20 protein-coding genes are annotated in these 17,724 nt (G+C 62.1%); 9 read left to right on the forward strand and 11 right to left on the reverse strand.

All coding sequences use genetic code 11. The features are described from left to right. Positions 1-33: 33 nt before the first annotated feature. Entirely contained in the window at positions 34-702 is a 669-nt protein-coding gene (locus tag F8A90_RS11395; protein WP_107336399.1) for an ABC transporter permease, read from the reverse strand. Between the two features lie 572 nt (positions 703-1,274). On the opposite strand from F8A90_RS11395, the gene F8A90_RS11400 reads away from it, so the two are divergent. From F8A90_RS11400 to F8A90_RS11420, 5 genes are all read left to right on the forward strand, one after another. Beyond that, positions 1,275-2,444, forward strand: coding sequence for a TauD/TfdA family dioxygenase (locus F8A90_RS11400; protein WP_200017230.1), 1,170 nt, complete (start codon positions 1,275-1,277; stop codon positions 2,442-2,444). Further along, positions 2,444-3,043, forward strand: a complete 600-nt coding sequence (locus F8A90_RS11405; RefSeq protein WP_077373977.1) for an HD domain-containing protein — start codon at positions 2,444-2,446, stop codon at positions 3,041-3,043. The genes F8A90_RS11400 and F8A90_RS11405 overlap by 1 nt, the downstream gene beginning before the upstream one ends. Positions 3,044-3,304: 261 nt before the next feature. Then, positions 3,305-3,631, forward strand: coding sequence for a gamma-glutamylcyclotransferase family protein (locus F8A90_RS11410; RefSeq protein WP_077373980.1), 327 nt, complete (start codon positions 3,305-3,307; stop codon positions 3,629-3,631). A 139-nt stretch (positions 3,632-3,770) separates the two neighbouring features. After that, positions 3,771-4,247, forward strand: coding sequence for a GFA family protein (locus F8A90_RS11415; RefSeq protein WP_200017231.1), 477 nt, complete (start codon positions 3,771-3,773; stop codon positions 4,245-4,247). 234 nt (positions 4,248-4,481) lie between these two features. Next, the gene (locus F8A90_RS11420) at positions 4,482-5,450 is read left to right on the forward strand and encodes a LysR substrate-binding domain-containing protein (RefSeq protein WP_200017232.1); all 969 of its coding nucleotides are present in this window, start codon (positions 4,482-4,484) and stop codon (positions 5,448-5,450) included. A gap of 26 nt (positions 5,451-5,476) precedes the next feature. Here F8A90_RS11420 and F8A90_RS11425 read toward each other — a convergent pair whose 3' ends face one another. Continuing rightward, the gene (locus F8A90_RS11425; protein ID WP_200017233.1) at positions 5,477-6,352 is read right to left on the reverse strand and encodes a LysR family transcriptional regulator; all 876 of its coding nucleotides are present in this window, start codon (positions 6,350-6,352) and stop codon (positions 5,477-5,479) included. Positions 6,353-6,577: 225 nt separating this feature from the next. Between F8A90_RS11425 and F8A90_RS11430 the strand changes: the two genes are divergently transcribed. Beyond that, positions 6,578-7,093, forward strand: a complete 516-nt coding sequence (locus F8A90_RS11430) for a lactoylglutathione lyase family protein (RefSeq protein ID WP_043333918.1) — start codon at positions 6,578-6,580, stop codon at positions 7,091-7,093. A gap of 151 nt (positions 7,094-7,244) precedes the next feature. On the opposite strand, the gene F8A90_RS11435 is transcribed toward F8A90_RS11430, so the two are convergent. Next, positions 7,245-7,490 carry a hypothetical protein gene (locus F8A90_RS11435; protein ID WP_200017234.1) on the reverse strand — a complete coding sequence of 82 codons (246 nt, stop codon included), beginning with the start codon at positions 7,488-7,490 and terminating at the stop codon, positions 7,245-7,247. Positions 7,491-7,939: 449 nt separating this feature from the next. Beyond that, positions 7,940-8,278: a hypothetical protein gene (locus tag F8A90_RS11440; protein ID WP_200017235.1), complete on the reverse strand. Its 339-nt coding sequence runs from the start codon at positions 8,276-8,278 to the stop codon at positions 7,940-7,942. Between the two features lie 133 nt (positions 8,279-8,411). Between F8A90_RS11440 and F8A90_RS11445 the strand changes: the two genes are divergently transcribed. After that, positions 8,412-9,107, forward strand: a complete 696-nt coding sequence (locus tag F8A90_RS11445) for a haloacid dehalogenase type II (protein ID WP_200017236.1) — start codon at positions 8,412-8,414, stop codon at positions 9,105-9,107. A 247-nt stretch (positions 9,108-9,354) separates the two neighbouring features. Here the strand turns inward: F8A90_RS11445 and F8A90_RS11450 are convergent, their stop codons facing one another. Next, a complete protein-coding gene (locus tag F8A90_RS11450; protein ID WP_200017237.1) occupies positions 9,355-10,104 on the reverse strand; it encodes an IclR family transcriptional regulator in 750 nt (249 codons plus the stop codon). A gap of 123 nt (positions 10,105-10,227) precedes the next feature. Between F8A90_RS11450 and F8A90_RS11455 the strand changes: the two genes are divergently transcribed. Both F8A90_RS11455 and F8A90_RS11460 read left to right on the forward strand, forming a co-directional pair. Continuing rightward, complete coding sequence (locus F8A90_RS11455; RefSeq protein WP_200017238.1) at positions 10,228-11,805, forward strand: MFS transporter; 1,578 nt, start codon at positions 10,228-10,230, stop codon at positions 11,803-11,805. An 86-nt stretch (positions 11,806-11,891) separates the two neighbouring features. After that, positions 11,892-12,923, forward strand: coding sequence for an HlyD family secretion protein (locus tag F8A90_RS11460; RefSeq protein ID WP_200017239.1), 1,032 nt, complete (start codon positions 11,892-11,894; stop codon positions 12,921-12,923). Between the two features lie 213 nt (positions 12,924-13,136). Here the strand turns inward: F8A90_RS11460 and F8A90_RS11465 are convergent, their stop codons facing one another. From F8A90_RS11465 to F8A90_RS11490, 6 genes are all read right to left on the reverse strand, one after another. Further along, positions 13,137-13,505 (reverse strand): Lin0512 family protein, encoded by a 369-nt coding sequence (locus F8A90_RS11465; RefSeq protein ID WP_166018383.1) that lies wholly within the window; start codon positions 13,503-13,505, stop codon positions 13,137-13,139. Then, entirely contained in the window at positions 13,502-13,900 is a 399-nt protein-coding gene (locus F8A90_RS11470) for a Lin0512 family protein (RefSeq protein ID WP_200017240.1), read from the reverse strand. Before F8A90_RS11470 ends, F8A90_RS11465 begins: the two co-directional genes overlap by 4 nt. 51 nt (positions 13,901-13,951) lie before the next feature. Beyond that, complete coding sequence (locus tag F8A90_RS11475) at positions 13,952-14,122, reverse strand: hypothetical protein (protein WP_166018387.1); 171 nt, start codon at positions 14,120-14,122, stop codon at positions 13,952-13,954. Positions 14,123-14,240: 118 nt separating this feature from the next. Next, positions 14,241-15,467, reverse strand: a complete 1,227-nt coding sequence (locus F8A90_RS11480; protein ID WP_233593299.1) for an ABC transporter substrate-binding protein — start codon at positions 15,465-15,467, stop codon at positions 14,241-14,243. A gap of 11 nt (positions 15,468-15,478) precedes the next feature. Continuing rightward, positions 15,479-16,330, reverse strand: a complete 852-nt coding sequence (locus F8A90_RS11485) for an ABC transporter ATP-binding protein (RefSeq protein ID WP_200017241.1) — start codon at positions 16,328-16,330, stop codon at positions 15,479-15,481. Then, positions 16,327-17,505 (reverse strand): FecCD family ABC transporter permease, encoded by a 1,179-nt coding sequence (locus F8A90_RS11490; RefSeq protein WP_233593300.1) that lies wholly within the window; start codon positions 17,503-17,505, stop codon positions 16,327-16,329. Before F8A90_RS11490 ends, F8A90_RS11485 begins: the two co-directional genes overlap by 4 nt. Between the last annotated feature and the right edge of the window lie 219 nt (positions 17,506-17,724).

Genomic DNA, 17,724 nt, shown 5'->3' on the forward strand with positions numbered 1-17,724 from the left:
GTCGTGTTGGCAGAATCGCGCGCGAATGACGCGTCAGGCGGCGGCCGCTGTCGTGCGGTCCATGCCCTTGGGCGTCAGGCGCTTCTGCAGCGCCAACAATGCATAGTCGACGAGGATGGCCAGCACGCTGACCGCCACCGCCCCGACAATCAGCTGACGTGGATCTGACTGGGAAATGCCACGGCTGATGAAGGTGCCAAGCCCCCCGGCACCGATATAGGCCGCAATCGCCATCACCCCGATATTCAGCACCACGGCGGTGCGCACACCGGCCATGATGATCGGCACGGCCAACGGAATCTCCACCATCCACAGACGCTGATTCTGGCTCATGCCCACCCCTCTGGCCGCTTCACGCAGCGCCGGGTCGACATTGTTGATCGCGGTGTAGGTGTTGCGAATGATCGGCAGCTGCGAATACAGCAACACGGCAATCACGGCCGGCACATAGCCGATGCCCTGCCCGATCAACGACAGGATCGGAATCATGATGCCGAACAACGCGATGGAAGGGATCGTCACGATGATCGAGGCGATATACAGAACGGTCTTGGCGGCTCGCTCGTTCTTGGTGATCGCGATACCGATGGGCACGCCCGTCAGGGTGGCGATTCCCACCGCCACCCCGACCAGCGAGATGTGCTCAAGCGTGCGTGTGGTCAAGAGCTCCAGATTGTCCAGAGCATACTGGATCAGTTCCAAGCGAGATCTCCTTGCTTTTATTGTGTTCTGCACAGACTCCACACCGCGACGCACGCCTGATGATCAAAGCTCGAAGCATCAGAGCCCGAAAGATCAGGGCAACAAGGTCAGAGTCGTCAGGCACGACGGAAGCCGGTCGATGTGGGAATCTGCTTAGCTTAGCAAAGCGAGATAGCAGTTATTTATCGATTTGGATGAGCATGCAAAATGCCAGTTATCAAGAACAGTGATCCTCCTTGCCCCATGCGACCCCGAGGGCACGACTGGCCCACCGACGGCAGGTGTCACTGATTCGCTTTGCAGGTTTAGGGCCAATTTGTCACCGCTATCCGCCTTGTACGCGACGATGGTAACAAAAAAGCCAAAACAATTTATAAATCATCCATTTAGCATATATAGGCAGGCCCTACCCCCAGCGAAATGACGGTCATGCAGCGGGCGCGAGCCTTCCACCCCCTCAACTCCATAAGAAAAATGCATACCCTCCAATAACACTCACCCCCTACTTAGGTCCCATGCCTCGCTCCCATAATGGCCACGATATACAACCGTGCTAATGGAGAGATGCCTGCATGTCCCTGACCAATGCCCTGTCCGACGCGCTGCCGCTGACCCTGAGCGAGTCGCCGCTGTCACTGAACCTGATCACCGCTGAAGGCCACGAGCCGGTCAGCCCGCTGTGGCTGCGCGAGCGCACCCAGGACCCGGAGCAGCTCGATGAGGTCACCACCCAGCGTCTGTTCGATTCGCATGCCATCGACGTCAATCTCGAGTTGACCGCGGCGCGCCCGGTCGATGAGACGCACGTGGAATTCACTTTCAGTGACGGGCATTGCGAGGTGTATGACCTCACCCTGCTGGCGCATGAGCTGCAGGGCATCACGCCGTTCCCCAAGGCCGAGAGCTGGGATGCGGGCATCGATCAGCAGGCGCAGCGCGTCGACTGGGAGAAGATGGGCAACAATGAGGACTTCCAGAAGGCACTGGAGGCCTATCTGCGCTTTGGCTACATCATCGTGCAGAACGTGCCGACCGATCCGGAGCGCATTCTGGAAGTGGCCGGTCACTTCGGCTACGTGAAGGACACCAACTTCGGCAGCTACTTCGAGGTGTATTCGCGCCCGACCGGCAACGATCTCGCCTATCGCAGCGTGGCACTTGGACCGCACACCGATAATCCGTATCGTGATCCGGTGCCGGGCATCCAGATGCTGCATTGCCTGGTCAACGAGACCACTGGCGGCCTGTCCACGCTGGTCGACAGCCTGAATGCGCTCAAGCAGCTCAAGGCCGAGATGCCGGAAGGCTATGAACTGCTGCGTACCACCCCGGTGGGCTTCCGCTTCCTGGATGCCGGTACCGAGCTGACCACCCGTCGCTGCGTGATCCGTGAGAGCGCCGATGGTGAGCCGATCGGCGTCAACTACAGCCCGCGTCTTGATCATCTGCCGCACATGTCGCTGGAGAACACGCGCCGCTACCATCAGGCCCGCCAGCGTCTGGGGCAGCTGTTCCAGGACCCTGCCAACGAGATTCGCTTCCAGCTCGAGTCCGGTGAGTTGATGATGTTCGACAACACCCGCGTGCTGCATGGCCGTACGGCGTTCGACACCAATGAGGGGCATCGTCACCTGCAGGGCTGCTACATGGACAGCGACGGCCCGCGTGAGCGCTTCGCCACGACCCTGATGCGTCAGCGTCAGCAGCAGGCACAACAAGAAAACCGTGAGGAAATGGCGTAATGGATCAGGTTTCATTCACCCAGATGAAGGACGGCACCGCAGAAGACTATGCGTTGCTCGAGCGTCTTGAAGACCAGTTCAATGAAGGGCTGGTGGAGCGTCTCAAGCTTGCCCTGCGCAAGCTCGATGATGGTCTGAGCGGCTACAAGGTCAGCCGTCTGGAGCACTCCCTGCAGTCAGCGGCACGTGCCGAAGCCGACGGTGGCGATGATGATCTCGTCGTCGCGACCCTCCTGCATGACCTGGGTGACGAGCTGGCGCCCTACAATCACTCGCAGCTGGCCGCCGCCATCATTCGCCCGTATGTGCGTGCCGAGGTCACCTGGATCATCCACCACCATGGACTGTTCCAGAAGTTCTACTACGGTCACTTCTACGGCGAGGACCGCAACGAGCGCGAGATCTACAAGGATCACCCCTGGTATCAGAAGTGTGTGGATTTCTGCGAGCGTTATGATCAGGCGGCCTTCGATCCGGACTATCCGACCCCGCCGCTGGAGCACTTCGAGCCGGCTCTGCGTCGCGTCTTCGCACGCAAGCCCTTCGATCCGGACGTGATCGGCGAAGAGCCCGCCGGCGGTTTCGACAGCCGCGTCTGAACGTGTGGATGGCGGGCGCATGAATCGCGCCTGACCTCCTCCGCTCCTGTGCTTGACCATTGCCCCCACTGGCTCGCCCAGTGGGGGCAATGTGGTTTGTGGGCGTTGCGTTGAGCGCACCACGCCAACAGGGGGTTGAACCTCGCCACTCAGCCTTCATCATCGTGGGGCAAGGCAAATATCCATGAAGACTGTCCCTGATGATGCGGCAGTCTCGCTCCTTGAGACGCATTCCCCCTCCCCGACCCGACAGGCAGACACATGGAACACCTCTTCATCTATGGCCCGCTGGGGCCAGGCGGACTCAACGAACATGTCATCGCCAACATCGATGGCGAATGGCGCCCGGCCTATCTGCGCGGCCGACTCGAGAACAGCGATCAGGGTACCGAGCACAACTTCCCCGGGCTGGTGGTCGACAACACGGGGCAGGTGATACGCGGCCACGTCTTTTCCTCACCGCAGCTGCCCGAGCATTGGGACGCTCTCGATGACTTCGAGGGCCCCATCTATCAGCGTCGCGTCACCACCGTCATTCTCGACGACAATCGTGAGCTCGAGGTCTATGTCTATGCACTGGCGATGTGAGAATCTCCTGCCGGGCAGGCAGAGCGACAAGTGACGGAGCGATCAGCCTGCCTCTGGATCGAGTCACCCTCTCAGTCCCCAGCTCTCAGCCCCCAGCCTTGCCAGCGCCCTTGCCCAAGCATCACAAGGAGAATGTCTCATGCAGCTTGAAGGTTCGTGCCACTGCCAGGCCGTCACATTCCAGCTTGACTCGCCGCATCCCTACCCGTACCAGCGCTGCTACTGCTCGATCTGTCGCAAGACGGCAGGCAGCGGTGGCTACGCGATCAACCTGGCGGGCGACGCCGGCACCCTCAAGGTGGAAGGCCGCGAGCACATCTCGATCTATCACGCGGTGATCGACGGCGTCGAAAGTCCGGCGGAACGACATTTCTGCAAGCGCTGCGGCAGTGCACTATGGCTCTACGATGCCCGCTGGCCAGAGCTGATCCACCCGCAGGCGGGGGTGATCGACACCCCGCTGCCCGTGCCACCGGAGCATGTCCACATCATGCTCGACAGCAAGACCAACTGGGTGGAAGTCGCACACGAGCCGCGTGATGCCCATCACGCCGAGTATCCCGACGAGAGCATCGCGGCCTGGCATGCGCGAATTGCCGAGCGCGGCACTCGGTAAGCTCAGGAACGCCCTTCAACAGGATTCGATGCGACCCTGGTCAGGCTCAGGTGCGACCTCGCGGCCTGATCCGCCGGACTGAGCGTTGATGTCACTCGCTGCGTCGCGTATAAGTGCCGCCTATACAAGGCGGCGCTCTTGCCTGATATCCACGGTGTACGGCGTGAAGCCTCATGCAGGCCCGGATATTCCAGGACAGGGTCGCCGCGACAGTGCATCACAGCGAGGACTCCCGTGCCGGCCCGAAAGACACGCTCCCCTGCGCCAGACGATACCGCCAGTAGCCTGGATGACCTGCCCTCCCTGCGCGGGCTGGTCGCCTTTGACGTGACGGTTCGCCTGGGCTCGATGACGGCTGCGGCCAATGAGCTGGATACCACCCAGCCCACCATCTCCCAGCGCATCCGCGCGCTGGAGGAGCACCTGGGCCATCCGCTGTTCGATCGTCAGGGCGGCAGGCTGATACTCAACCACTACGGCGAGACCTTCCATGCCGAACTGGCCGGCGGACTTGGCCAGGTCTGCAGCGCCGTGGACGAAGCACGTCGCAAGGTGCACAAGCCGACACCGCGCATCACCATCGCCGCGGGTGCCGGCTTCGCCCACGTCTGGCTGCGCCCGCGGCTGGAGCGATTGGAGCAGGCCTTTCCGGAGTGTCACTTCACGCTGCTGCCGATCGATCGCGATGAAGACCCGCAGATGCAGCAGGCCGATATCGCGATCCGCTTCGGCCCGCCACTGACGGGCGATCATCGCGATACGCTGGTGGTCGCGGAGCGCGCCTTTCCGGTCTGCTCGCCGGATTACGCGCGGCGTCATGAGCTGGAGAAGGGGCTGGATGCCGAGGCACTGTCGCGCATCACCCTGCTGCATCTGGACATGCGCGATAGCCGCTGGCTGGACTGGGCCACCTGGTGTCGTCATGCCGGACTGCCGGCACCGCGTCTGGACAAGGCCTTCCCCTTCAACAACTTCCCGCTGACGCTGAATGCTGCCGTCAACCATCAAGGGGTCGCGCTGGGCTGGAGTCACGTCATCCAGGACCTGCTCGACAACGGCTCGCTGATCGCCCTGACGCCGCATATCTCGCGTGACCGTCATGGCTATCGCATGAGTGTCCGCCATCCCAACAGCGCCGTGATCCAACCCATCACCCGCTGGCTGACACGCGAATTTTCCGGCCTGACATTGCCTGACGCCTGACGCCCGCCCTCCTCACTCATCAGGTCTCAGAGACCGGCCTGAAGATCGCGCTGTACCCGTCTGGCACGCGCTGACAGCGGCCACTCCGCCCGCGTGATCCACCACAGCGTATCCACCACCTCGACATCCCCATCTGCGGGTGCCACCACCTTGATGGCCTGAGGATTCTGGAAGGCCTCGCGTGCATGGCGAGGCACGACGCTGAAGCCCAGCCCTCGGGCGACCGGCTCCAGAATCAGGCTGATCTGGTTGGTGGAGCCACTGCGCGGCAGCGAGCTGATGCCCGGATTGCCCGGAAAGCGCCGACTCAACAGGCGCGATGCCATGTCCTGACCATCCGGGTGATCGATGAAGCCCAGTGTCTCGAGATCCCCCCAGTCATGGATCTCGACCCCCGCCGGCACTACCAGCTCGAGGGGTTCACGCGCCCATTCCGTCACGCTCAGGCGCGGGTCATCGGGCTTGAGCGTGACGATTCCCAGCTCGAAGCGATTCTCCAGCACGGCCTCCACCACCTCGCGCGTCGGCGCGAAACGATGGTGGACATTGAGGCCCGGTGACTCCTGCTGAAGCGCCAGCAAGCGCGGATAGATCGCCAGGCCGATGCTGCCCGGCGTGATCAACCGAATGTCGCCATGACTGTCTTCATTGCCCGCCAGACGCTGGGCCAGGCGCTGTTCGGCGGTTTCCATCTCGCGCGCGTAATCCAGCAACGCATGGCCGGCCGGCGTCAGCTCGATCTTGCGCGGATGACGAATCAACAGCGTGCCAAGCCGGGTTTCCAGCTGGCGTACATGCTGACTGACGGCGGCCTGGGTCAGATCAAGCCGCTCCGCGGTGCGCGTGAAGTTGCCGACACTCACCAGAGTGCGGAAGGTGCGAAGCCATTGGGGTTGCAGCATTCAAGCTCCTGGAGGGAAGAGTCAGGGGGCAGAGCCAGTGGACAGAATCAGAATGGCAGCGTCAGCAAGACTGCAAGGGTGAGTCCATATCACCATAAGCAAGTCTTATCATTATCATAACAGCTACGTAGTTTTCATTATTGCTCATGACGCCCAAGATGGCATCCAACGTCACGCAGGCAGTGACCGAGCCATTCCTTCACGACTCACATATCGAGGTGACTCATGAGCAACGAAAAGAACACACCGTATCCGCGCACCTTCTCCCACATCGGCCTGTCCGTCGGTGATGTGGAAGCCGCGGTCAAGTTCTACACCGAAGTACTGGGCTGGTACGTGGTGATGGAGCCGACCACCATTACCGAAGATGACTCCGCCATCGGCGTGATGTGCAGCGATGTCTTCGGTCCGGGCTGGGGCAGCTTCCGCATCGCCCACCTGTCCACCGGCGACCGTATCGGTGTCGAGATCTTCGAATTCCCGAACCACGAGACGCCGGAAAACAACTTCGAGTACTGGAAGACCGGCATCTTCCACTTCTGTGTCCAGGACCCGGACGTCGAAGGACTGGCCGAGCGCATCGTGGCTGCCGGCGGCAAGCAGCGCATGCCGGTACGCGAGTACTTCCCGGGCGAGAAGCCGTTCCGCATGGTCTACATGGAAGACCCGTTCGGCAACATCCTCGAGGTCTATAGCCACAGCTATGAAATGACCTACGCCGCCGGCGCTTACCAGAACTGAGCACGGCCGCCAACGTCAGATACAGCAAGGCCCCGCCATGGCGGGGCCTTGCTGTATCTGACATATACGCTCGAGACATCCCGAAAGGCCTTCGCAACGATACGCGATGAGCGTTGCAGTGCGAATTCAGTGAAAGCCCTACCCATGAGCATCAATGAATGACGGGCATGCTGCGCACACGACGGTAAAGACTCTGACTGGCGAGTTGTGGACTGAGCAAGGCAATCCGTGCCTTTTGCACTGCAAGCTCACGTTGCAACAATGACCAGGTGCCAATGAACTCGGCGCAATCACCACAATGCACCAGGTAATCATCAGCGCGATCATGATACTGGTAATCCATGCTCAGGCAGTTACATACCGGGCAGGATAGAACGGCGTTGGCTTTCTCTTCCATGATTCGATTCCCTGGCGTCACACTGATGGAATTCACGGCGATGATCACACACGTTCAGTCAATCATTACGGGTGTGAACATCGCCCATGCTGTGTAAAACCCACCCAACTCACGCTACCTGTGATGTGATTTCTGTACAACTCTCTCTTGCCGGGATCATTTCTCGAAATGGTAACGAGGGGTAACTTGCTGGCGTGTTCAATACGTTGATCTGATCTCGAGTTGCCAGCCACCCTGGCCGCGACGAACATCCCGATAGCAAATCACATCGCGATAGTTACACAGCGATACCCAAGGCTACATTTTCTGGCCTCATGGAGAGCCAGCTTCAGATTCGCGTAACGACAAGACACGCTTACTCAGCAGGCTTCCTCGCCAAACGGGCATGAAAAAACCCACCCTGGAGGGTGGGTCTTGCGAGAATCCATTCGACCGTGATCGCCAGCAGATCATTTCATCCTGCGCGCCGGATCATCCTGCTCGATACGGGTCAGTAGCCTGTCGAAGACGCCAGTCGCCAACAGTACAAAGGTGACGGCCAAACCAAGCCCCATCCAGATAGCGATATTGCTCATTGCCCCTTCCCCCTGCTGTTTTCTTGGTTTATTCAGCCCTTCTGCGACGCAATATGGCGCAAATTCAATATTTGTACAACATTTGATCATAAAAATATCGACTGCAGCAGGCGCTGCGACCGCCGGTACCATTTCCGGCCTTTGACAGGTGTCATCGCACTGCCACCGGCCATGATTTGAGCAATCGTTCAACAACAGGTAGTCTGAGGCCATGAATGGAATGGCGTGAGCTTGCCAGCCCGGACGTCTTGACGCTGATCCGCTGGCGCTGCCCCCCTGGCGTCCCCGTCGGTCTGCCACCTCGCTTCGCGCCCTTCCTCTACCTGAAATCCTCCCGGGAGCCACCATGTCTGACACGACCTTTCCTGACGTACTGGTATTCGACGTCAATGAGACCCTGCTCGACATCACCACCCTTTCACCGCTGTTCACACGCGTGTTCGGCGATGACGGCGTACTACGTGAATGGTTCGCGCAGCTGGTGCTGTACTCGCAGACCATGACACTCTCCGGGCGCTACACGCCCTTCGGTGCGCTCGGCGTGGGCGCTCTCAAGATGGTCGCCGACATCCATCAGGTCACGCTCAAGGACAGTGATATCGATGAGCTCAAGTCGCGCATGGCCGAGATGCCGGCCCATCCCGACGTTGCACCGGCGCTCGAGCGCTTGAAGCAGGCCGGTTTCCGCCTGGTGACCCTGACCAACTCCCCCGCGGGTGCCTCACCGACACCGCTGGAGAAGGCCGGCATCAGCGACGCCTTCGAGCAGCATTTCAGCGTCGACAGCGTCAAGCAGTTCAAGCCGGCGCCAGCCACCTATCAGCATGTGGCCGAGCAGCTCGAGGTCGAGCTGGGCGACATGTGCATGATCGCCTGCCATGTGTGGGACACCATCGGTGCCCAGGCCGCCGGCATGCAAGGCGCACTGCTGACGCGCCCGCACAATGCCGTGCTGCCGGCCGAGAATGTGCCGACCCCGGACTTCATCGCAGCGGAACTGATGACCCTGGCGGACCAGCTGATCGCGGCCAGAGAGACCTGAGAGCACAAGCCGCTGAGCTCTCTTTCTGGACTCTCTCTAACTCCCTTTCCAGGCTCAGATTCTCAGCTCTGTCTCTGAGTGCTGCCCCATGACAACACGCCGCCCGCCCATTCGGACGGGCGGCCTTGCTGTGCCTGCCTTCCTGTTCGCTCTTTCTTCGCCTCCTCTTCGACCTTGGCGCTCTGCGCATTCTCGCCGTTCGATCTGCCGCCGCACATGACAGTCCGACGGCCTTGCCGGGACAGACTCACTTGAGTGAACGAAAGGCCTTGAGCATCTCGTCACGAGTCTGGCCGAGAGCCGTCTTTATCTCGGCATGCCGGCCGGTAATGCGCCACTCCGGCCCCAGTACCGAGATGGCGTAATGCCCCTGACTGGTCTCGAGCCCCATGGCGATGGCCGCGACCCCACGGGTGTGCTCACCGGCGTCGTACGCGTATCCGCAGCGACGAATCTCCGCCAGCTGCTCAAGTAGCTCGGACATGCTCGCGGTCTTGTCCGTATAAGCCGTGAGATCCGTGCCCAGCAGGCGCTCCACCTGCTCGTCCTCGAGATGTGAGAGCAGCACCTTGCCGCTGGCAGTCGCATGCAAGGACAGGAAATTACCGGCCATCGGCGATACCCGCAGGGGCTGCGGGGACAATACGGAGTGCAGTATCAGCAACTCGTTGCCGCTCAGGCTGCAGAGCACCACCGTCTCTTCGGTGGTGACACTCAAGGCTTCCAGAAATGACTTGGCGTGCGTAGTGATGTCGAGCTGACTATGGCGCGCCAGCCGCATCAAGGCAGACCCCAGCCGGATACCGCCATGCCCATGAATCTCCAGCAGATCCTCCTGCGCCAGCGCGTCCACCAGCCGTTTGACGGTGGAGCGCGGCAGCTCACTGCGCTGAGCGATCTCCCCCAGACTCATACCCCGCTCATTGCCTTCCAGGCTCTTGAGAATCGCCGCGACCCTGGCCACGACCTGTACGCCACCACCTTCACGTGTGGTCAAGACACATCTCCTTAACAAGCTAACTACTTGCTCAACAAAACCACTGAATGGTACAGTGTACCGTATAACGAAACACCTGCCGCGATATCTTCCTGTCCTTCCGTCAGATGCGAGAACCTGCCAGTGGCTGCTGCTCAACCCTTCAATCTCAGAATCGCTCTCGGCCTCGTGGGTATCCTGCTCGCCTCGCTGATGTCCGGTGTCGGCGAGCGAGTCACTCAGACGGTGCTGACGGATGTGATCGGTCATTTCGGCTTTTACCATGATGAAGGCAGTTGGCTGACCACCCTCTACAGCGCTGCTGAAGTCTCGATGATGCTGCTGGCCGGCTGGCTGGCCGTGACCTTCAGCCTGCGCCGCTTCGCCATCGGTGCCTGCCTGTCACTGGCCGTGTTCTCACTGCTGGTGCCACTGGCCGACAGCTTTCCGCTGATGGCGGGACTGCGCGTTGCCCAGGGCCTGGCGTCCGGCAGCATCCTGCCGTTGTTGATGATGTCGGCGCTGCGCTTTCTGCCGTGGCACAGCAAGCTCTATGGCCTGTCGGCCTATGCGATGACGGCCACCTTCGGCCCTTATCTGTCGGCACCGCTGGCTGCTCTCTATGGCGACCTGGGCGACTGGAAACTGGTGTTCTGGGAAACCGCACCGATGTGTCTTCTCGCCGCCGCGCTCGTCTCCTGGGGCCTTCCGCAGGACCCGCTCAAGCTGGAGCGCTGCAAGCAATTCGACTGGCTCGGGGCCTTGCTGGGCGTCACCGCCCTGTGCTCGTTGGTCGCCGGCATGACCCAGGGGGAGCGACTCGACTGGGGCAACTCGCCGTTGATCGTCGCCCTGCTGACCACGGGTGGGCTGGTCTTCGTGGCCTTCCTGATCCATGAGTGGTTCCACCCGATGCCGCTCTACAAGCTGCAGTTGCTGGCACGCCGCAACTTTGCCTTCGGCATCATCACCTTGTGTATCTTCATGTTCCTGACTCTGGCCGCCGGCACCCTACCTGCCGCCTTCCTGGGGGAAGTGCAGGGCTATCGCCCCATGCAGCTGTTCCCGGTCATGTTGACCATGGCCCTGCCGCAGCTGCTGCTGGCACCGCTGGTGGCGACACTGATCAATCGCAGGAGCATCGACAGCCGCTACGTGATGGCCACGGGCCTGGTGTTGATCCTGATCAGCTGCCTGCTGGGCTCACAGCTCACCAGCGACTGGAATCGTGACAACTTCTATCTCATCGAGGTGCTCAACACCCTGGGCCAGCCGATGGTGGTAGTACCGCTCTTGATGAATGCCACCGGCGCCATCAGTCCGCTGGACGGCCCCTTCGCCACCGCGATGGTCAACTCGCTGCGCGCCCTGTTCACGGTGGTGGCCTCCACGGTCTACGCAAGCTTCCTCGTCACGCGTGAAGCCCTGCACACCACCCGCCTGGGCGAGGCACTCGGCCTGCAGGGCAATCAGCCCGCCGGACTCATCCAGGTCGATGCGGCAAGCGATATCACCACGCGCATCTCCGAGCAGGCCTCCGTGATGAGCTATGCGGATGCCTACCTCGCCATCATCCCCTTCGTGGTGGCGCTGCTGATACTGGTCATGGTGCTGCCGATCCGCGCCTATCCGCCACAACCGGCACCGGCACCGGCACCTCAACCAGAGCCAGCACAGCGCACTCAGTCTCAGCCCCCTCAAGCACAACCCTCCGGGGCATAGACACAGACAAAGCCGGCGGCTGCCCGCCAGCCAGGATTCAGCCACTTCCCCCTTCTTCGACATAGACGACGAGATACGACACCGACATGAACAAGACACGTACCACCCTGCTGTTGAGTGCTCTGGCGCTTCTGCTGGTCGCAACCTACGCGGGCCTCTACTGGAAGGGGCACGATGGCCGCGAAGCCACCAACAATGCCTATGTGCGCGCCGATAGCGTGATGGTGACCACACGCGTGGCGGGCCAGATCGACAAGGTGCTGGTGGAAGACAACGAAGTGGTCAAGGCAGGCCAGATTGTGGCCACGCTGGATGACCGCGATTACCAGGCGTCCCTGCACTCCGCCCAGGCCGATCTCGCCGCCCAGCAGGCGGCGGTCGGTGATCTGGATGCCAACATCGAGCGTCAGCACGCCGTCGTGCAGCAGTCCATCGCCGAAGTGAAGTCCACCCAGGCCTCACTGCGTTATGCGCGCAATGATGCCAAGCGTTACCGCAGCTTGCGCATGACCAACGCCGCCTCCCAGCAGGACAAGGAAAAGGCCGATGAACAGCAGGGCATCTGGGAAGCCAATCTCGTGCAGGCCCAGGCGGCTCAGCGCTCGGCGGAAAAGCAGATCGGCGTCCTTGAAGCCCAGCGCGTGGAAGCCCTGGCCGAGGTCGAGCACTCACGTGCAGCGCTCGAGCAGGCGGAATTGAACACCGGCTATACCGTCGTTCGTGCGCCGAAGGATGGCATCGTCACCCAGCGCTCACTGCGTGTCGGCGCCTACGTGCAACCGGGTGATTCGCAGCTGGCCATCGTGCCGCACAAGGAAGCCTATGTCATCGCCAACTATCTCGAGACCCAGATGGCCGAGATGGCGCCGGGCCAACCGGTCGAGATGTCGCTGGATAGCCTGCCGGGCAAGACCTTCACTGGCCATGTCGACAGCATCGCGCCGGCCTCCAGCAGCGCCTTCTCGGCAGTGGCCAGCGAGAACGCCACCGGCAACTTCACCAAGATCACCCAGCGCATGCCGGTCAAGATCGTGTTCGACCCGAACCAGCCCGACTTCGACAAGGTACGCATCGGCATGTCCGTGATCGCCCATGTCACGACCCAGCAGCAGTCCTGATTCGACACCAGCCCAACAGGTGATTGCGCTGGCAACTTCCGGGCCATGCAACTCTGGCACGTATCATGGCCACCAGAGCTGCCATCCCCATGTCGCCACACGAGTCCGGAGTCAGCACCTGCGCCACCTGGCCTGAACCGAAAAGCCCCCGTACGTCACTGACGCACAGGGGCTTTCCTTGTTGACCGACACGACCTCAGACAGCGCGCTCGCCTACGACTGACACAGCTGCCAGGCGTCGTGATCGATATCGAGCATGGCGGCGATGGCGGCCGAGGCCACGACATGCGTCTGGCCATTGGCTTCGTCATGCACGTCGAGACCGCCATGCACGACCGTCACTTCGGCGCGCCCACGCGGCAGCTCTCGTGTCACGACATCCACATCGACGGCGTCGGGTTGCTGCACGCCGATGGTGACCTCGACGCGCATCTGCTGGTGATCGATGCCGAGTGACTGGAACATCACGATGGAGGAGTGATGCAGGGCGTCCTGCACCGCACGGCAGGCCGCCTTGGTGTAGTCCTGACCGTAGAGGTCATTGCCGGTGCCCATCTCGAGAATGATGCGTTGCTCGCTCATGATTGACCTCCTGCGCCCTGCACGGGCATGGCCGCCTCAGCACCATCGCCAGCCGCGACCATATCGAAGGACACGATGATGGCGACATTGGCCATCACGCTCACACCGCTGCCATCCGGCTTGGCGACGTCCAGCCCGCCCTTGACCACACGCACACTGGGCTGACCGTAGGGAAAGATACCCAGCAGGGCGTCACTGTCGACCTTGTCGGGCTGCTGCACACCGATCTCGACCTCGATCAGCATCGCCTCCTTGGGAAAGCCGAAGGCATCCGCCACATTCAGGGAGTTGTGCCACAGGGCATCTCGAATCCCGCGGGCCGCCGCCTCGGTGTAGTTCTGGCTGCGAATGGAAGTGCCCATGCCGAACTGGGTCACCATGCGTGTCTTGGCCACATTACCCCCTGATTTCCTGTCACGGAAAAGACGTACCACTCGCGCCGCCTTTCAGCGCGGATGCTTGAAAAGTCCGATCACCCAACCTGTCCCGCCCAGCAGCAGGGCGCCCTGCCAATCTCCCTGGAACAGCTCGATCAGCGCCAGGACGATCGCCACCAGCTGCGCACTGCGCACCGGGCTGATCGTCGAGGCCGGTCCATGGTCATCGGGTTCGGACATGCAGACTCCCCCACGGGCCTGACGTACGAGTCAGGTGATCACGATGACTCCATCGTTTCAGGAAAGCCTCAATCAGGAAATACGACTTCCGAACCTTGACGCCAGGCTGTCGACAGACTCACTCGGCGCCTCTGGTCTCCTCGTCGATGGCCAGCTGTCCCCAGAAGTGGCCGCTGTTGCGTGAAAGCGTCGGGTCATTCATCAGCCAGGCAAAGGTGGCCATGGGGTCGAGATCGGCAAAGGTCTCCGGGTGCAGCCAGCGCGCGATGGCCTCCAGCGCGACGATGGCATAAGGCCCTTGATGGAAGCCATGCCATAGCGCCATCACCCGGCCCTGCTTGACGGCATCCAGCGACTGCCAGCCGGGCAGTGTCTGCACCATGCGCGCCAGATCGTGCTGGATATCCTCACCCGAGATACCGATGCCGGCGCGCAGGCCATCGCCCTTGGCCCACTGGCCACCGGTATTGAGAATCGCCTCGGGCGGGTGTGCCAGCACCCACTCCTTGCTGAGAGTGGCACCGCTGACCGGCGCCAGTTCAGCGGCCAGATTGCGCCCACCGGCCCGCGTGACCAGGTCCGCCACGCCGTTGTGCAGATTGGTACGGCAGCAATCCACCTTCACGCCCGGTGCGATGTTGATCAGCACACGCGGCCGTTCGGTTATCGTCGCCAGACGTTCGTCAATCAGCGCCAGATGCGCCGCCATGGTGTCATCCACCTCGTGGGCACGCGCTTCAACACCGAGCACCTCGCCCAGCAGGCGCACGCTGACCGGGGCATCCTGCAGCGGATGATGATTGAACTCGACATACAGCCAGGGAGTGCCGACCTCGTCCAGCAGTGCTGCCAGCGGCGAGCCTTCGATACGCGAACGCTGGGAGAGATCGAACAGTACCAGGTCCGGCGTCAGCGCCAGCAGCGCCTCGCCCTCAAGGCTCGGCGTCGAGGCGCGACTCAGCGCTGGCAGCGTGGCGAGTTGCGGCCAGCGCGCCTCGAGACGCTCGGTCATCGCGGGATCAAACACCGACAGGGGATAGGCCCAGCCGACGATACGCTCGAGTGGCGCATCCAGCAGCGTCAGCAGCGCATACAGCTGGCGCGGCTGGGCCAGGAAGATGCGCTGTGGTGAGGCCTCAAGCATAACCTTGCGCCCGGCAAGATCCGTCACCTGACGCGGGAAGCTGGCCTGAGCCTTTTCAGTAGCGAAAGGCACCTTGGCAACCGGCTCGGCCTCACGGGCGACGCTGTCCGAGGCGCTTGCGAGCCCCGCCGCGAAGAGACTCGTGAACGCCAGCAGGCAACCCCCGGCCCAGTGCCTGCCGCCACGCCGCATCGTCGTCATCGCCCCTACGTTCATCGACGGACTCCAAGATCACGAGTGATCTGACCGATATCCGCCTGGGCCGAATCAGCGACGCGGTCGGTGAGCACCACCGGATGCCCCAGCGAGCAACTCTCGATCCGCGCCTCGATGCCGTAGGCCTCACGCAGATGCTCAGCGGTGATCACCTCCCGCGGTGCCCCGGTGGCCAGCAGGCCGGAGGGCGCGAACAGGATGATCTGATCGCAGAAACGCAGCGCCAGATTGATGTCATGCAGCGCGATCAGGCAGATGGCCTGCTGCTCCTGCACTACACCGCGCACGCCCTCGATCAAGGCCAGCTGCCAGCGTAAATCCAGCGCACTGGTCGGCTCATCCAGCAGCAGCAGTTGCGGCTGGCGCACCAGCGCCTGAGCGAGACCGACCATCTGACGCTGTCCACCGGAGAGCGTATCCATGCGCCGGAAGGCCAGCGAATGCAGCGACAGGCGCGCGAAGACCTGCTCGACCAGCGAGTCGGTGGCCTCGCGACTCAATTCGGCACGCGCCGCGCGACAGGCGCTGGCCACGGCTTCATAGGCCACCAGACTGGTGGGCTGCGGCAGCGTCTGCGGCAGGTAGCCGACATGGCGCATGCGGTTCGCCCCGTGCAGCGACGACAGCTCAAGCTCGCCGAGGCGGATCTCGCCCTTGGCCGGACGCATGCCGGCAATCGCCTTGAGGAAGGTCGACTTGCCCACCGCATTCGGCCCGAGCACACCGACCAGTGAGCCCGCCGGCAACGCAGGCAGATCGAGACGATCGAAGATCAGCCGACGCTGATAGCCGGTGGTCAGCTGCGAGATCTTCAGCGCCGCTTGCGAATCAAAGACGTGATGATTCATGCCTGCCCCCTGCGCTGACCGAGCAGCAAGGCGAGGAAGCACGGAATGCCGATCAGGGACGTCACGATCCCCACCGGCAGCACCAGCCCGGGCACCAGCGACTCACTGGCCGTGGCGGCCAGTGACAGCACCAGTGCCCCCGCCAGCGCACTGCCGGGCAGATAGAAGCGATGGTCTTCCCCCAGCGCCAGACGCGCCATGTGTGGCCCGACCAGGCCGATGAAACCGATGGTGCCGACGAAGGCCACCGCCACTGCCGCCAGCAGGCTGACGCGCAACAACGCCGTGCGGCGCAGGCGGGTGACCGGCACGCCGAAGCTGCGCGCATGGTCTTCCCCGGCACGCAGCGCCGTCAGCGCCCAGGCACGCCGCATGGCGAAGGGCAGGCAGACGACCAAGACGCTTGCGATGATCGCGACCCGCTCCCACGAGGCTTCCGAGAGGCTACCCATGGTCCAGAACACCAGCTGTTGCAGCGCATCGGGACTGGCCACGAACTGCACCAGCGCATTGACGGCATTGAGCACGAAGACCAGCGCGATGCCGAACAGCACGATGACCTCGCGGCTGGCGCCATACAGCGATGCCACGGCATCGATGGCCAGAATCGACAGCGCCGCGAACACGAAGGCCATCAGCGCGATGGTGTAACTGGGCGGCAGGCCCGGCAGGCTGACATCCATGATGATGACCAGCGAGGCGCCAAGCGTCGCCGCTGCGCCCACGCCCAACGTGAAGGGGCTGGCCAGGGCGTTGTTGAGTACGGTCTGCATCTCGGCACCCGCAAGCCCCAAAGCGGCACCGACCAGCGCCGCCATCACGGCGGTCGGCAGGCGAATCTGCCAGACGATGGCTTCATTGATGGGGCCGTGGGAACCGGGACTGAACAGTTCCCCCAGCAGATCACTCAACGCGAGATCCGCCGGGCCGGTCATGATGTCGCCGAAGATGGCCAGCAACAGCGCCAGGCCCAGCGCGGAGAGAATCACCACGCGTTTCCAGGCGAAGCGTCGGTATTGCTGGGCGAGCGTAGGCGACGAATCAGGCGCTGAGGCTTGAGCGTGCGCGGGGGGAGACATCGGACTTTTTTCAATCACCAGCAAGGTCTGCCAATCGGGAGAGGGAAGAAGCATGCAGGCCAGGAAGGCCAGCCAGCGGCTGTCACGACAGGTCATGGAACACGCCTGCCAGCATGAGGAATGCGCAGATGATAATGATTGTCGCCTGCAGTCACAATGCACACGGCCGCGACTGGCAATATGCGCATCCCGGCTCACGTCCATTCAACCGTCAGGCTCAGGAAATGAGCAGCTCGGAAAATGACAGACTCAGCGAACAAGACGGCAAAAACTTGGTAGCGTCATGGCGGATTGCTATGTTCAAGATTCGCTCGT

It is taken from the genome of Cobetia sp. cqz5-12, assembly GCF_016495405.1.
In the GTDB taxonomy this organism is placed as follows: Bacteria; Pseudomonadota; Gammaproteobacteria; order Pseudomonadales; family Halomonadaceae; genus Cobetia.

Bases quoted from the DNA above. Each gene is read 5' to 3' on its own strand.
- F8A90_RS11400 (WP_200017230.1), top strand. From the start codon at position 1,275: ATGTCCCTGACCAATGCCCTGTCCGACGCGCTGCCGCTGACCCTGAGC.
- F8A90_RS11490 (WP_233593300.1), bottom strand. From the start codon at position 17,505: ATGACCTGTCGTGACAGCCGCTGGCTGGCCTTCCTGGCCTGCATGCTT.
- F8A90_RS11405 (WP_077373977.1), top strand. From the start codon at position 2,444: ATGGATCAGGTTTCATTCACCCAGATGAAGGACGGCACCGCAGAAGAC.
- F8A90_RS11445 (WP_200017236.1), top strand. From the start codon at position 8,412: ATGTCTGACACGACCTTTCCTGACGTACTGGTATTCGACGTCAATGAG.
- F8A90_RS11435 (WP_200017234.1), bottom strand. From the start codon at position 7,490: ATGGAAGAGAAAGCCAACGCCGTTCTATCCTGCCCGGTATGTAACTGC.
- F8A90_RS11415 (WP_200017231.1), top strand. From the start codon at position 3,771: ATGCAGCTTGAAGGTTCGTGCCACTGCCAGGCCGTCACATTCCAGCTT.
- F8A90_RS11425 (WP_200017233.1), bottom strand. From the start codon at position 6,352: ATGCTGCAACCCCAATGGCTTCGCACCTTCCGCACTCTGGTGAGTGTC.
- F8A90_RS11410 (WP_077373980.1), top strand. From the start codon at position 3,305: ATGGAACACCTCTTCATCTATGGCCCGCTGGGGCCAGGCGGACTCAAC.
- F8A90_RS11485 (WP_200017241.1), bottom strand. From the start codon at position 16,330: ATGAATCATCACGTCTTTGATTCGCAAGCGGCGCTGAAGATCTCGCAG.
- F8A90_RS11430 (WP_043333918.1), top strand. From the start codon at position 6,578: ATGAGCAACGAAAAGAACACACCGTATCCGCGCACCTTCTCCCACATC.
- F8A90_RS11440 (WP_200017235.1), bottom strand. From the start codon at position 8,278: ATGGCCTCAGACTACCTGTTGTTGAACGATTGCTCAAATCATGGCCGG.
- F8A90_RS11465 (WP_166018383.1), bottom strand. From the start codon at position 13,505: ATGAGCGAGCAACGCATCATTCTCGAGATGGGCACCGGCAATGACCTC.
- F8A90_RS11475 (WP_166018387.1), bottom strand. From the start codon at position 14,122: ATGTCCGAACCCGATGACCATGGACCGGCCTCGACGATCAGCCCGGTG.
- F8A90_RS11480 (WP_233593299.1), bottom strand. From the start codon at position 15,467: ATGACGACGATGCGGCGTGGCGGCAGGCACTGGGCCGGGGGTTGCCTG.
- F8A90_RS11460 (WP_200017239.1), top strand. From the start codon at position 11,892: ATGAACAAGACACGTACCACCCTGCTGTTGAGTGCTCTGGCGCTTCTG.